This window comes from Dorea sp. OM07-5 (assembly GCF_003481355.1).
GTDB classification, from domain to species: Bacteria; Bacillota; Clostridia; order Lachnospirales; family Lachnospiraceae; genus Dorea_D; species Dorea_D hominis.
This window is the reverse complement of record NZ_QUKZ01000001.1, coordinates 1-14710: the sequence shown is the minus strand read 5'-3', so window position 1 is coordinate 14710 and position 14710 is coordinate 1. Positions and strand designations below refer to the sequence as shown.

General features: G+C 40.4%; 16 protein-coding genes. 3 read left to right on the top strand and 13 right to left on the bottom strand.

The window, feature by feature from the left end; all coding sequences use genetic code 11:
• Positions 1–52 precede the first annotated feature (52 nt).
• Both DXC04_RS00080 and galT read left to right on the top strand, forming a co-directional pair.
• A complete protein-coding gene (locus tag DXC04_RS00080) occupies positions 53–1222 on the top strand; it encodes a galactokinase (protein ID WP_021860740.1) in 1170 nt (389 codons plus the stop codon).
• A gap of 11 nt (positions 1223–1233) precedes the next feature.
• Positions 1234–2727 (top strand): UDP-glucose--hexose-1-phosphate uridylyltransferase, encoded by a 1494-nt coding sequence (gene galT / locus DXC04_RS00075; protein ID WP_021860739.1) that lies wholly within the window; start codon positions 1234–1236, stop codon positions 2725–2727.
• A gap of 277 nt (positions 2728–3004) precedes the next feature.
• Here the strand turns inward: galT and DXC04_RS00070 are convergent, their stop codons facing one another.
• From DXC04_RS00070 to DXC04_RS00040, 8 genes are all read right to left on the bottom strand, one after another.
• A complete protein-coding gene (locus tag DXC04_RS00070; RefSeq protein ID WP_021860738.1) occupies positions 3005–3586 on the bottom strand; it encodes a xanthine phosphoribosyltransferase in 582 nt (193 codons plus the stop codon).
• Positions 3587–3644: 58 nt separating this feature from the next.
• The gene (locus DXC04_RS16010; RefSeq protein ID WP_264291350.1) at positions 3645–3767 is read right to left on the bottom strand and encodes a hypothetical protein; all 123 of its coding nucleotides are present in this window, start codon (positions 3765–3767) and stop codon (positions 3645–3647) included.
• 1 nt (position 3768) lies between these two features.
• Complete coding sequence (locus DXC04_RS00065) at positions 3769–4893, bottom strand: MerR family transcriptional regulator (protein ID WP_021860737.1); 1125 nt, start codon at positions 4891–4893, stop codon at positions 3769–3771.
• 80 nt (positions 4894–4973) lie between these two features.
• Positions 4974–6332, bottom strand: a complete 1359-nt coding sequence (locus tag DXC04_RS00060; protein ID WP_021860736.1) for an MATE family efflux transporter — start codon at positions 6330–6332, stop codon at positions 4974–4976.
• 264 nt (positions 6333–6596) lie between these two features.
• Positions 6597–7424 carry a permease prefix domain 1-containing protein gene (locus DXC04_RS00055; protein ID WP_021860735.1) on the bottom strand — a complete coding sequence of 276 codons (828 nt, stop codon included), beginning with the start codon at positions 7422–7424 and terminating at the stop codon, positions 6597–6599.
• A gap of 38 nt (positions 7425–7462) precedes the next feature.
• Positions 7463–7792 (bottom strand): PadR family transcriptional regulator, encoded by a 330-nt coding sequence (locus tag DXC04_RS00050; protein ID WP_021860734.1) that lies wholly within the window; start codon positions 7790–7792, stop codon positions 7463–7465.
• Between the two features lie 255 nt (positions 7793–8047).
• A complete protein-coding gene (locus DXC04_RS00045; protein WP_021860733.1) occupies positions 8048–8578 on the bottom strand; it encodes a nitroreductase family protein in 531 nt (176 codons plus the stop codon).
• 250 nt (positions 8579–8828) lie between these two features.
• Positions 8829–9146, bottom strand: a complete 318-nt coding sequence (locus DXC04_RS00040) for a hypothetical protein (RefSeq protein WP_081733101.1) — start codon at positions 9144–9146, stop codon at positions 8829–8831.
• A 311-nt stretch (positions 9147–9457) separates the two neighbouring features.
• Here DXC04_RS00040 and DXC04_RS00035 point away from each other — a divergent pair, with 311 nt between their 5' ends.
• Positions 9458–9694 carry a DUF6061 family protein gene (locus tag DXC04_RS00035; protein ID WP_002578301.1) on the top strand — a complete coding sequence of 79 codons (237 nt, stop codon included), beginning with the start codon at positions 9458–9460 and terminating at the stop codon, positions 9692–9694.
• A gap of 133 nt (positions 9695–9827) precedes the next feature.
• Here the strand turns inward: DXC04_RS00035 and DXC04_RS00030 are convergent, their stop codons facing one another.
• From DXC04_RS00030 to DXC04_RS00005, 5 genes are all read right to left on the bottom strand, one after another.
• Positions 9828–11147: an MATE family efflux transporter gene (locus DXC04_RS00030; protein ID WP_109214827.1), complete on the bottom strand. Its 1320-nt coding sequence runs from the start codon at positions 11145–11147 to the stop codon at positions 9828–9830.
• Positions 11137–11595, bottom strand: coding sequence for a MarR family transcriptional regulator (locus DXC04_RS00025; protein WP_108817235.1), 459 nt, complete (start codon positions 11593–11595; stop codon positions 11137–11139). The genes DXC04_RS00030 and DXC04_RS00025 overlap by 11 nt, the downstream gene beginning before the upstream one ends.
• A gap of 155 nt (positions 11596–11750) precedes the next feature.
• On the bottom strand, positions 11751–12455 hold the full coding sequence (locus tag DXC04_RS00020; protein WP_021369328.1) for a DUF6040 family protein: 705 nt from the start codon (positions 12453–12455) through the stop codon (positions 11751–11753).
• The gene (locus tag DXC04_RS00015; RefSeq protein ID WP_117505527.1) at positions 12439–14160 is read right to left on the bottom strand and encodes a MobA/MobL family protein; all 1722 of its coding nucleotides are present in this window, start codon (positions 14158–14160) and stop codon (positions 12439–12441) included. Before DXC04_RS00015 ends, DXC04_RS00020 begins: the two co-directional genes overlap by 17 nt.
• Positions 14161–14488: 328 nt before the next feature.
• Positions 14489–14710 (bottom strand): relaxasome subunit MobC (locus tag DXC04_RS00005; RefSeq protein ID WP_117559549.1); only part of this gene is annotated, 222 nt, incomplete at its 5' end.

The window sequence follows — 14710 nt, the reverse complement described above, 5'->3', positions numbered from 1 at the left end:
TCAACAAAGCATTTATCGCAACTATAAAATAAAAAAGAATGGAGAATAAAAAATGACAGAGAAATTAATGGAAACTTTTCAGAATCTTTTCGGTGCCGACGGAGATATCCGCACGTATTTCGCGCCTGGACGCGTAAACTTGATCGGAGAGCATACAGATTATAATGGCGGACACGTATTTCCATGTGCATTAACACTTGGAACTTATGCGGTAGCAAGAAAAAGAGACGACCGTGTTCTCCGCTTCTATTCTGAAAACTTCGCTTCCCTTGGTGTGATTGAGACAAGTCTTGATGACCTTGTACCAGATGAAAAAGCAGACTGGACAAACTATCCAAAGGGAGTGATGTGGACATTCGAGAAACGCGGCTACAAACTTCCGCAGGGAATGGACATTGCTATTTACGGTGATATTCCAAACGGTTCCGGACTGTCCTCTTCTGCTTCCCTGGAAGTACTGACAGGTATTGTGTTAAAAGATATGTTTGGATTTGATGAGATTACGATGCCGGAGATTGCACAGATCGGACAGTATTCTGAAAATAACTTCAATGGTTGCAACTGTGGAATCATGGATCAGTTTGCAAGTGCCATGGGTAAAAAAGACAATGCGATTTTCCTTGACACAAATACTCTGGAATACGAATATGCACCGGTTGTACTCCCAGATGCAAAAATCGTTATCACAAACAGTAAAGTAAAACACAGTCTTGTAGATTCTGCATACAATGACCGCAGAAGTGAATGTGAAACTGCTCTGGAAGAACTGAAATCCGAAATGCCGATTGTTACTCTCGGCGATCTTACGGAAGCAGAGTTCGAAGCACACAAAGATACAATCAAAGATCCTGTAAGACAGCTCCGTGCAAAACATGCTGTATACGAAAACCAGCGAACCATCCGTGCAGTCGCTGCATTGAAAGCAAACAATATTGAAGAATTTGGTAAATTGATGAACGAATCCCACATTTCTCTAAAAAATGATTACGAAGTATCCTGCGAAGAAATCGATATTCTCGTAGACCTTGCATGGGAAATCCCGGGCGTTATCGGTTCCCGTATCACAGGAGGCGGATTCGGCGGATGTACTGTCAGCATTGTAAAAAATGATGCGGTTGATACATTTATCGAAAAAGTTGGTAACGGATATAAAGAGCAGACCGGAAACACTGCTGAGTTCTATGTTGTAGAAGTTGGCGATGGCGCACACCGTCTGAGCTAGGAGGGATTCAGATGTTATATGAAAATATCAGACATTTAGTAGACTATGGAATCAGAACCGGACTGACACCGGAATGTGAACGGATCTATACAACAAATCTTCTGTTAGATCTTTTTCACGAAGATAACTACGAAGAGCCGGAAGCTGTGGCTTATGGCTCTCCGGATCTTGAAACAGTCCTTGCAAACCTTTTAAATATTGCTGTAGAACGTGGAATCATTGAAGACAACGTTGTTTACCGCGATCTTTTCGACACAAAGCTTATGAACTGTCTGCTTCCAAGACCCGCACAGGTACAGGCAACTTTCTGGGAAAAATATGCTATTTCCCCAGAAAAAGCAACGGACTATTATTATAAATTCAGTCAGGACAGTGATTACATCCGCCGCTACCGCGTAGCAAAAGACCTGAAGTGGAAAGTCGATTCTCCATACGGTGAAATTGACATTACAATCAATTTATCCAAACCGGAGAAAGATCCAAAAGCAATCGCTGCCGCAAGAAATGCTGCCGCAAGCAGCTACCCGAAATGCCAGCTTTGCATGGAAAATGAAGGTTATGCCGGAAGAGTCAATCATCCGGCGAGAGAAAACCACCGTATTATTCCGATCACGATCAACCAGAGTAACTGGGGATTCCAGTATTCCCCGTATGTATACTATAATGAGCACTGCATCGTCTTTAATGGTGAACATGTGCCAATGAAGATCGACCGTGCTGCATTTATCAAATTATTTGATTTTATCAAATTATTTCCACATTATTTCCTTGGTTCCAATGCCGATCTTCCGATTGTCGGTGGCTCTATCTTAAGCCACGATCATTTTCAGGGCGGACACTATACATTCGCCATGGCGAAAGCAAAAATCGAACTTCCGGTAACGATTCCGGGATATGAAGATGTGGAAGCCGGTATTGTAAAATGGCCATTATCCGTACTTCGCATCCGCAGCAAAGACACATCACGCCTGATCGATCTTGCGGAACATGTATTAAACTGCTGGAGATCTTATACGGATGAAGATGCATTTATTTATGCTGAAACAAACGGTGAACCGCACAACACGATTACACCGATTGCCAGAAAAAACGGTGATACTTATGAGCTGGATCTGACACTTCGCAACAACATTACGACCGACGAACATCCGTTAGGTGTTTATCACCCGCATGCACAGTATCATCATATTAAGAAGGAAAATATCGGACTGATCGAAGTTATGGGACTTGCCGTACTTCCATCCCGTCTGAAAGAAGAACTGGAACTTCTTGCCGATTACATTGTAAATGGCAAAGATATCCGTTCAAACAAAAAAATCGAAAAGCATGCAGACTGGGTAGAAGAATTTCTTCCGACTTACGACAATATTACAGAAGAAAATATTATGGAAATCCTTCAGAAAGAGGTTGGCAACGTCTTCACACACGTACTGGAAGATGCCGGTGTATATAAATGCACCGAACAGGGACGTGCTGATTTCCTGAAATTTATTCACACGCTGTAAGAAAAAATGCCTTCCCTGACCATTATAAAATCCTTTAGGTTAGGATAAGATTTTCTTAAGAAATTTTATAAACATTTCCAGTTTTTGTCATATTGCCGTCACAATTTGCTTATATACTAACAGTATCAACTAAAGAGGACGTCGGATGTATAGCCTGGGGAGTAGCTCTTATGTCTGCCGGACCTCGCCTAGACAATTACTGAATAACAGTTTATATAGATTTTTCATTTTACCCTCTCAAAAAGACCGGTGCACCACCTGATGCACCGGTCTTTCTTTACTGCTCTCTGAAATAAACTTCTCCTGTCTCAGTGTTCATATTGTCAACGATCGCCAGCGACTCTAACTGGAATCCCAGATTACGGATGACTCTTCCACCTGCCTGGAATCCCTTCTCAATTACAATTCCGATGCCTTCTACGGTTGCACCGGCAGACTGCACAATCTGGATCAATCCCTGAAGTGCACATCCGTTTGCAAGGAAATCATCAATTAATAACACATGGTCATCTTCGCTTAAAAATTTCTTCGCAACAATAACCTGGTTCTTGCATTTGTGTGTAAAAGATTCTACTTCTGCTACATACATCTCACCTTCCAGATTGATGCTCTTCGTCTTCTTCGCAAATACAACCGGTGCGTTAAAATACTGTGCTACAATACAGGCAATTCCGATACCGGAAGCTTCTATTGTAAGAATCTTATTAATATTCTTGCCTTCAAAACGTCTCTTAAATTCCTTACCGATCTCATTAAACAGTTCAATATCCATCTGATGATTTAGGAAACTGTCTACTTTCAGTACATTTCCATCTTTTACAATCCCATCTTTTACAATCCGTTCTTCCAAAAAGTTCATCGTAAAATCTCCTTTGTTTTTGATACTATTTATTTATAGTATCACACACAGATTCTGATTACAATTCCCTGGAATAACCAAAACTCTGTTTTTTTCGAAAATCAATGTTGTTCTCTCCGTAATCTTTCCACAAATCTGCGGAGTCTTCCAAATCATAATCCACCTGTCTATCTGTTCTCACTCTATCTTCTCCAGTTACGCCAGCTGTTGTATCCAACTGCACTCATAATCGTAGCAAATACATTAACCATCTGCCCCGCTGTATACACGCCATGATAACGGTTGTATGCTTTCCAGTCACTGTTGGCATGCTGCCATACACCAAGAACTGTTACTACATATACCAGCGCTCCGGCTGCAAATATAAGCGAACCCTGCATTCCCAGAAGTCCTCTGTAAGAAACATAAAATCCACCTGTCAGCACACCCACACCGATGATTCCAATAAGCAGTGTAACGGCAAGTGACTGTAATGCCATTTTCCAGACTTTAGAGCCAAGCCAGAGTAAGATACCTAAAAGCAATGTCAGAACATAAAGCCCGATAATATAATGGTATTCCATCTTCATATACGCAGTATGTGATTTCTGCGAATCATGTATCAGTTCCATTACAAATCCCATCACCGCAGTAAGTGCGACTGGCTGTGCAATCGCCCCGGCAAACAGTATACCCATATGTACTTTTATATCGGAGGACATCGCAGATATGATCAGAAACGCAACTTCCACTCCAATTGCTGCAACTCCAATATACATATAATTCTTTATCCAGGTAACATTTATAAAATACACGGTCAGCATACTGATCAGCATACCTGCACTGAACAACAAACCAATTGTATTATTGAGCTCATTTCTCGTAAGTTTTGTCTGCACAAGGTCTTCTGTCATTAATTTTCTGAGCCGCTCCTGCCACTCTTCTTTTGACTCCTTGATTTCTAACCGGTCAATCTCATTCAGATTCCAGTTCGCGCGAATCGCTTCCTGACAGATTGCCCTTGTCTCCTGAAGTAATCGCTCCTCTTCCCTAATCTCTTTCAAACGTCTTTCCATTGCTTTTTGCAATGATAATTCTTCCGCATAGATCTTCTGGATCTCCGGAATGGAAATTCCAAGCAGTCTTAATTTTTTTACTTCCTGTAAACGTTTTATCTCTACCTCTGTATAGATACGATAATTATTCTGTTCATTTCGTTTTGGGCACACCAGCCCTTCTTCTTCATAAAACCGGATATTTGCTTTCGTAAGTCCGGTAACTTTCTCAACTTCTTTGATATTCATATTATAACCTCTTTTCTCTCGCATCCTACTTCCTTCTTTCCTGATAATATATGATGATCATCTCTTTTGATGGCTCAACAATACACTATCAAGTCACTTGAAGGTCAAGCAATCTGCAACATTTTCTTCTTTTTTCTCCAAAAATAGTATGGAATCAGGCAAATAATCGTTGTCCCCCACGCAAGCGGGTAACTAATCAGTAAAGTCTCCACATTATGATGGAGCTGCGTCATGATCATCGTCCAAGGCAATCTCACAAAGAATAATCCTGCAAACGTAAAGATCGTCGGCCACAACACATCACCTAAGCCCCTCAGTCCGCCGGTCAGATTCTCAAGCAGTACGCTTAGCAGGTAGCTTGGCACAAGGAATCTGAGCATATAAACTCCGATATCTATGACTGCCTGATCGGTCGTAAACAGATGATACAGCGGTTCGCAGAAAACATACAGTACAATCAGCACAACTCCGTTAAATAAATAGGAAATTCCAAGATTGACACGAATGCTCTTGTATACACGATCCATCTTACCGGCTCCGTAATTCTGACCAACGAAAGTTGTAACCGCAACACCAAGCGCACTGTTGACCGTCCAGAAGATCATATCCAGCTTTCCATAAGCCGCCCAGCCCGCTGCTGTGTCTGTCCCAAATCCATTTACCACTGCCTGGATGATGACATTTGTCACACCGTAAGCACATGCCTGCAGTGCTCCCGGAATCCCGATTTTTAATTCTTTTGCAAGTACAGACATGTTCATACGAATTTCACGGAGCTTCAGTTTCATCACATCATACGCATGCATCAGCGAATAGGTAACCAACGCCGCACTGATGCACTGCGAAATCACCGTCGCCAGCGCAGCTCCTGCAATGCCCATATGTAAGAATACAACCATCACAATATCCAGAATGATATTCATCACACTGCATACGACCAGATACAGAAGAGGTCTTCTGGAATCCCCCGCTGCACGCATGATCGCTGCTCCCATATTATACACAAGGGTAAAAATAATTCCCAAAAAATATACCCGCAGATAAATGGTCGAATCTGCCATCATATCTTCCGGTGTGTTCATCCATTTCAAAAAATGCGGCGTTCCGATCACTCCAACTACTGTAACCGCAATACTGGTCATAATGGAAAATGCATATGCAGTATGTAATCCCACGTGCAGTCTTTTCTCATCCCTTGATCCATAATACTGGGCAATAATGACCGCTGCACCATTGGCAAGGCCGTTAAAAAAAGTAATAACGATATTCGCAATAACTGCTGCCGGTCCACCCACACTGGCAAGCGCTGCCTTGCCGACAAATCTTCCGACTATGATCGTATCCACAGTTGTGTAAAACTGCTGTACCAGTGTGCCGAGCATGATCGGGAAGAAAAAGATCAATAACTGTTTCCAGATCACACCCTCTGTAATTTCATTTTTCTTAAAAGTTCTCTCTGACATTCCAAACAATCCCCTTTTTGTTCGTCACTTACCATTCTTTTGTTTATTATAATTATTTCATTGATGAATCTGCCACTGGCAGCTTCATCCAAATTCTATAGCGGCAAAAAGACCAATATGCAAATGCATACTGATCTTTTCGCTTTTCACTTGATTCTATTTTATCATGTAACACTAAGAAAACAAACTCATTTTACAAATTGCATCTTGGTTTTTATTCTTTTCGCCATTCATCACAATCTGTATCATTCGCACTTGTACGCTTTATATTGCTATCACTACCGGCTTGAATCCTTCCATACTTACGACCATGATCGGTGCACCTGACGGGATTACAGCCCCTTCTTCGGATGCTCTCGCGCGGACTTTCATATTGCCACCGCAGATCGTACCTTTGCCGTTCCAGGTAATTTCTGTATCAGCAAATCCAATCTCCCACAGATATTTTTGCTCTCTGCGGTTACGAATCAGATTCATCACTGTCCGGATAATGATATTCAACACTGTTGCTGCAAACACGCCGATCATTCCTTTTACAAATCCTCTGACCGGAATTGCTGCTGAACAGATCAGACCTGCCAATGCCATTACGGTTCCGCTGTTCGTCAGATAACTTCCTTTCCAGTTCCTTCCATACGCATAGAACAGTTCCTTTCCGGAATATTTCTCCCAGATACTTAAAATAATTCCGTAACACAGGATTGCTGTTCCGACTACCAGGTGTACCTGCAACGGGATCTTATCCATCTGCTGATACTCATTCAAAAATCCCACGATTCCATACTTCCCTGCTGTTACAAGTCTGCTGATAACTTCAAATACCGGTACTAAAAATGCAAAGAACATCATCCACCAGAACATACTGAAATCAAGCACTCTCGCATGGATCTGATTGAGTTCATTGCCGGCTTCTTCCGGATTGCCCATCTGTCTTACTGCTTCCTCCTCGGCTTCTGCTTTACTCATGCCATTTTTCATAAGCGCCTCCTGACAGTCTTCCAGATGTGCCTTATATTCATCCAAAATCTCTCCTCTTACAGAACCGTTAGAAATACATTTTCCAAGACGTTTTAAATATTCATATTCTTTCATAATCTCGCACCCCCTGTTCGTATCTTCATACACATCTTCTACACTTCTGCCTGCAGCAGATTCTGTACTGCGGATGCGTAGCGGTTCCACTCTTCTGTCATCTTTGCAAGATATTTCTTCCCGCTCGGTGTGATCTGATAATACTTTCGAAGCTTTCCATTCGCTTCCTGAGAGTAGCACTTGAGATACCCTGACTGCACCATTCCGTGAAGCAGCGGGTAAAGTGTACCAACCTTCAGTTCAAATACATTGTCTGAACGCTTCGCCAGTGTGTCGATCATCTCATAGCCGTACATATCTTTCTCTGAAATCAATTTCAAGATCAGCATTGCTGTATTACCGGATACCTGATTCTTACTAAGTGTCATACAAATCTCTCCTCTCTTAACTTTTTCTTCACCCTTTATATCGTTCAATATATTATATCGATTGTCGATAGTGAAGAGTAAAAAAATATTCAGGAACTTTCCTTTTATTTGCTTTAATTATATATCGACTATCAATATATGTCAAGTTCCCAAATATATTTTTCTCAAATAATTTTTTCGCTCTCAATAATCGTTTCCAATATCTCCACGTCACCTGTTATTTTGAATATCACATTATTACCTTTTGTCTGTATATTAATTTTCATATTTTTCATAATGCACTTTATTTTCCGGAATCTCATCCAGCGAATGTCCTTCCGGATGAACAGCCGGGATTCCCAATGATAAAACAGCTTCCAGATGCATTTTCTCCGGATATCCTAATATATCCCGCAGATACTCTTCCGTAGACTGTCCGTCCGATGTTTCCCGTAAACGTCCCTGGATCCAGCAGCTTCCAAGCCCGAGGCTGTCTGCCATCAGGTGCATATTAGACATCACAATTGAACAGTCCTCCGTCCATACATCCGATTTTTCCGCATTGGCTATCACTACAACTGCGGCAGACGCATTTGCCAGCATTTTTGCCGAACCAACACGACATTCGGACATTTTCTGCAATGTGTCTTTATTTTGCACTACGATCAGTTCCCATGGCCTGATCGAACGGCTGGATGGCGATAATAATCCTGCATTTATTACCAGTTGCAGTTGCTCTCCTGTAACCGCTTCTTTTGTATACTGTCTGATGCTCCGTCTTTTTTTCAACATATCTATAAATTCCATTCGCATTTCCTCCTGAATTTCAAATCTCTATGCCTATTATACTCTCCTGGCACTATATATTAAATAATAAAAAAAAATTCAGAGAACCACTCTAAAAAAGTGATTCTCTGAACTTGTTCCACTAATGCCGCAGACCGGAATCGAACCGTTTTACTTAATCTCAAATACTGATAGAAAGGGGCTTTGAAGACTTCATCACGGTTGCGGTGTTCAAAAAGTGTTCAAACGTTTGTCGCATACAAACTTGAAGTTATCTTTTTCCTAATGGCAATGCTATTAAATTTCCCAATAATGCAATAACAGCATATCCAACTACATAAACCCATGCACTTGAGTTATAAAATATAAATATAGATGGCGCAAACATTATTGCTACAATCAAAATATACCAGAAGTTAAAACCATTCCTAATCCCATAAAAAACAGAGGTTATTAAACATATTAGAGGAATAATTACTAACATAACAATCATTGCACTTCCTGTGTTTTTTATAAACCAAGGAACGATATAAAAATCTATCAGCAACAGTAGGTAGAAAACCATGTTCTTTTTTAATTTATCCATCATATCATCATCCTTTCAAATTCCGATTGAGATTTCACCTGTTTTAAGAAATTTAATAACTGTTATATTTTATTATTAAATTCTTCGCAACCCCTTGAAAACACTGGATTTGTCGCAGGTGAGCTTTCCCTTATTATTTCCCTTGTGTTATATCGTCCCATCAGTGTTTATGCACTCTGATAAGGGCAAATACAAGGGCAAGAAAAATCTATAAGACAGTATAACACAAAATAAAAGTGACATGGTGAACTGATTGAAATGCTTCTTAATTTTTGCTACTACTGATTGATTAAATGATAAGGAGATGGGATACGATGAGAACAATATTTGCAGAATACAATCCACAGTGCAACAGCATTGATGTATATACTAATACGGGCTATATACTCCGTATTGATTGTTGGGAAGCAGAAAAAAATTTAAGAACCACACCTGGATCTGATTGTGCTTTGACATCGCTTGCAATCGATGAGCCATTAGAATATGCAAGGTTATATCTTGATGGGAATTTACAGATGTGGGTAGATGCTGAAGATTCATTAGAGTTATGATTATTCCAATCAAAATCTACTAGAATTTATTAAAAATTAGCTTCATAATTTTAAAAGGACAGCCCTATTGCTATGAGGCTGTCCTTAAAAATACAATAGATAAACCTAGATTATTCTTGCTACTATCTGATTGTTAAATTTTCTGTATTCCATATTGCAAATCTCCCTTTTCGCAATATTTTATTAGTATGAATGCCAGAATCGCTGAAAAAACACGTGCCAATACCGTACTCCACCATATCATAATCTGTCCACCAAATAAAGGTGGTAAAACAAGCATAAATATCAGCATCAATACTGGTTCAATGAATGTAAGAATGTATGACAATCCACTTTTTTCAGTAGCATAAAATCCAGCTGTCGCTATTCTGGTAATCGCAACAAATGGTAATGACACTAAAAATATAGGTACAATTTTAGAAATCTCAATACTTACTTCATAAGAAGCTCCGAAAACCCCTCCAATATTTGCTCTGTTTACATACATGATAATTCCACCACAAACAGCAAGAATTATTGCAAAAATGTATGCCATTCTCTGAACTCCTCTCAGGCTTTCTTGATCCTTCTCACCATAAAAACGGCTCATTAAAGGTTGACTTCCATCACCTACGCCCTGCAATATGAGATATATGATACAGATAATATAGGATACACATGCATAAGTTGCAATAGCTTTTTCTCCCCCATAAGAAGCGGAGAATCGGTTTATAAACACCAATGAAATATTAGGAGTCAATGCTAGCCCAAATGGTGCAAGACCTACTCTGAATATAGCGCCACACATTTCTTTTACATTTTTTAAGGATACATACACATAAAACTTTTTATTATATAATGCGTATATGATTGCAATTGCTGCAGTCACACCCTGTCCGGCTATTGTAGCTGTGGCTGCACCTTTCATGCCCATTTCATATATCCATACAAAGATAAAATCCAGAACAATATTGGTTATGAATCCACCAACCATCGCAAACATTGACCAGAAAGAGTTTCCATAATTTCTAATGAATGGCATCATTCCAGTTCCAAGAATCTGCAATATTGCTCCAAGTGCTATAATTTTGATATAATCTGTCGCATTTGTTAATATAATTCCATCTGCTCCAAGCAATCCTAAAATTTTAGACGAAAAGGAGTAAATAATTATGGTACTGATAACACTTACTATTACAAGAAGCCACCAGCTTGTAGCAATAAATTCTTCTGCCCGTTTTCCTTTCTTTTCTGCTGCATTAATTGAGTAATAAACAGCTCCTCCCATACCAATTCCTGTTCCAAGAGCCTGAATCAAAGCCACAATCGGATATGCAATATTAATAGCCGAAAGTCCAGCATCTCCTATGGTATTGCCTACAAAATATCCATCCACTATCGCATATATTCCTGATAATGCAAATGCTATAATAGATGGAATAACATATTTAAAAAATAATGATTTATGATTCATTTTTCTTACAATCTCCTTCCTTGAAAAGTCTGATAAACAGCTCTGTATTATCATTAAGACTTTCTATATTCTCTAATCCCATTTTTTCGATTACATATATTTCTTTTGAGTGCAGTTTTTCTATGATATCTTTCGTATATTCCATTCCTGATTCTGTGAGGCATATCAGCTTATTTCTCTTGTCTGAATCATCAGATACCATATTGATGTATCCTTTTTTCTGAAAATCTTTTAGTATCGTATTTACCGTTTGCTTAGGTATATTCCATTTTTCACTTATCATTTTCTGCGTGCATCTTCCATTACTTTCATAAAATGAATACAAAGCAAAAACTCCATTTGAAGACAGTCCCTGATCCTTTGACCATTCCTCATACATTGCTGTACATTCTTTCCATAAAGCATAATATCGTTGCAACTGTATTATCATATTATTATCTTTTCTCATCTTTTTCCCCCTTAAATTAGTACGAATCCGGACTTTTGTATTATAGTCCGAGTTCGTACTAATTGTCAAGATTTATTTATATACTTTTTCTTTATATAAACAATCAATAGTCCCTTACTAAGGACAGGAAGATTATGAAATTTCCCTGTCCTCTTTTAATAATATCCTCGTTCTTCCATCCAGTCTTTCACATAACATCTGATTCCAATATAAATAATATGCGACAGTAATAGCAATACAATAAGATTTATCGGATTAGCGTTTTTAATCCATTCTCCAAAGTAAATTACAACAGCTGTACTCGTTATCGCTACCACGATACTGATGATATCCCAACAATATTTCCGGTAGATTTTTCCTACCTGATAACCAATCCCGATTATCAGCCACCCGGTTATTACGAATAAAATTGCCATGACAGTACCGGCAATCAGCCAGTACACAATCCCGGAAAGAATACTGTTAGGTATTCCACTGCTTAACTGTCCGAAAGAGTCTGCACCTGTCACAAACTCCCGAAATAAACTTCCCATTCCTTTTCCTAACGCACCGAAAAAGACGATACAGTCGTTAAGGAAAACCGGCGAAAGAATCGCAGTAAACAGTGTTGTTGTTATGCTGTACCATGCCAGTAGAAACAAGATACTTTCATAACCAATCGTCATATTTTTATATTTCTTTTCTAACTGGCTTTTACGGCTATCGCATTTTTCTTTTGCTTTCCGGTAAGCAGTACGGTCACATTTTTCACATTTCTCATAAGGCACTTTTTTCTCAACAGCTACCTCTACCGTCTTTTGGTGTGTCTGTGCATAAAGTTTTTCCTGCTCTGCTTTTTCATACTTAAATTTCCATGCCACGGCTTCTGCGTCGGCTCTTTTCCTGCTGTCTGTCTCGCTGGTCAATCGTTCCTCTGTTTGCCTTAATCTTGTCCGCAATGCTTCGATATTCTCGGCTCTGTTTTCGCTGTTCAATTTCTCGTTCAAGGTCAGCGATTCGCTTAGCTGCCTGTTTAGTTCCTGGATTGTCTGGTCTTTCTGATCCAGTTCGTCCTGCATCTGTTCGGTCATCAGCAGAAGTTCTTCCACCTGCCCGACGTTCTCTAAGTTTCTGCATTCGCTCATCGATCTCCCTCGCTTTCTCTATCTGCTGTTTAAGGTCAGCAATTCGCTGTTCTGTTTCTGCAATAAGCTGTTCTCGTTGTTCAGCTTCTGCGTTAATTCCTGCCATTGCTGATTCTCGTTTTCCAACTGTTCGATTCTGGTTTTCTGTTGCTCGATCTGTGAGAGCAGTTCTTCTGTATCTGGCAAAAGATTTAGCAGCCTGGATAATTCGCTGTTTAAGCTTTTTAAACTCTGGTTCTGCTCCTGAAAAGACAGGAGCTGCCTGTCCCGTTCCTGCAATTCCTGTACCATCTCTGCCATAAGATTCTGCTGTTCCTCGATCTGGTTTATCATTGTCTCCATCATGGGAATGACTTCCCGGCTTTCTTCTAATGTCACGCAATCGCTCCTTCCATTGTGTTAATGCACTGGATACTTTTCCAAAAGAAATCTGTATTTTATCCAGCAGTGCATTTTGTCTTTTTATGATCTGGTTTTCCTCTACTTTCCATGAAGTAGAGGATGTCTGTCCGTTTTGAAATTTCTCGTCAATTTTTCTGGCATCTGCGCCCTCATGGATCGTCGGTATCTCTAATTTTCCCTGCCTTGCATAAGAACGATGGTCAATGTGATTTTCCGTTTTCAAATGTGCATTACAGACGTTTGCCCATTCGCTCCGCCATAGCTCACAATTTTTCGGATTGTTCCACCCGGTAGCATCGGTTAATACACGTTTCCACTGTTTGCGGTTCCTTGTCCCGACTTTCTGGACTCCATTTTCATCAAGTACGGGGATTCGGATTCCATGACGGTCAGGGTTCTTTTTATCCTGCCACCAGTCCGGATGGGATTCATCCACCACAATATTTCCATTTTCATCTCTGACAAACTCCCAATCCTTGATTTCTTTGTTACCCCATGAGTGGTCTGAATTGAATGGTCGCAACGTCACCAATAAATGCACATGGGGATTACCATCTCCTTTATCGTGGATACTCCAATCCGCACACATTCCCTTATCTACAAAGGTCTTTTGAATATATTCAGTTGTATAATCAATCTGTTCCTGTCGGCTCCATTCTTTCGGAAGTGAGAACTCAAATGACCTGCCGAGTTGTGCATCTGAACTTTTTTCTATCCTCAAGACTTCATTCCATAAACGCTGCTTCTGAAAAGTAAGTTTGAATTTTTCCAGTGCAGCATTTTGGTTATCTGCCCTTTTATATCGGACAGATTTCTGGAACCGTCTGATATTTTCAGCAGGTACATTCTGCCATTCCTGTGGTGCATTTTCACACATCATCAGGCTGGTATAAACGACTTCTTTTTTTGAAGTGTAGTAGCTGATCCTGCCTGTTTCTTCATTTTTCATCACATCGCCATTGAGATAAGCAGACGCCGATATGATGGATTTTCCTTTGCTGCGTCCAACAATCTTTACTGTATAATGAAAAATCGCCATGCTCCGTTTCCCCCATTCTGCCGTATCCGGCTTTGATTTCCGGCAGGTAACGTTTTTCCTAAAAGAAAATGGTATCTGCCGGAGCACCCTCTGCGTAAGAGTGCCCTGTGCATAACAGCCTGCATGGAATGTGCCCCTCTGGCGAAGAGTGCCTCCTGCGGCATGAGCAGGTCTGGCTGAAAGCCCCGCCGACGGAACGAGCCCGGCAAGCGTAAGCGCAGACCGGTTGCCACCTGTGGCAAACTTATACGGACGACCTCTGGTTGTCCATAAGTGCGCCCTTCATAAAAAAGCAATGAAGGGAATGGAAACTCCACTCCCTCCGGCATTACACTTCCTCCGTATTTGCAACTGGCTCTTTCTGCATTGCCTTTGAGAAGAATTTCCCATTTGCTTCCTGCCTTTTTAAGAAGCCGATCAGCTTTGGGATATCATCTTCCTCAATCGCAGAACCCAGTACCGATTCCACTGCACCGCCAATCTGGCAGAGCCTGTGTGTCCGTTTTTTGGTTTCCACATCTTTCTGACGTTTCTTCAGTTCCCGTTTCTG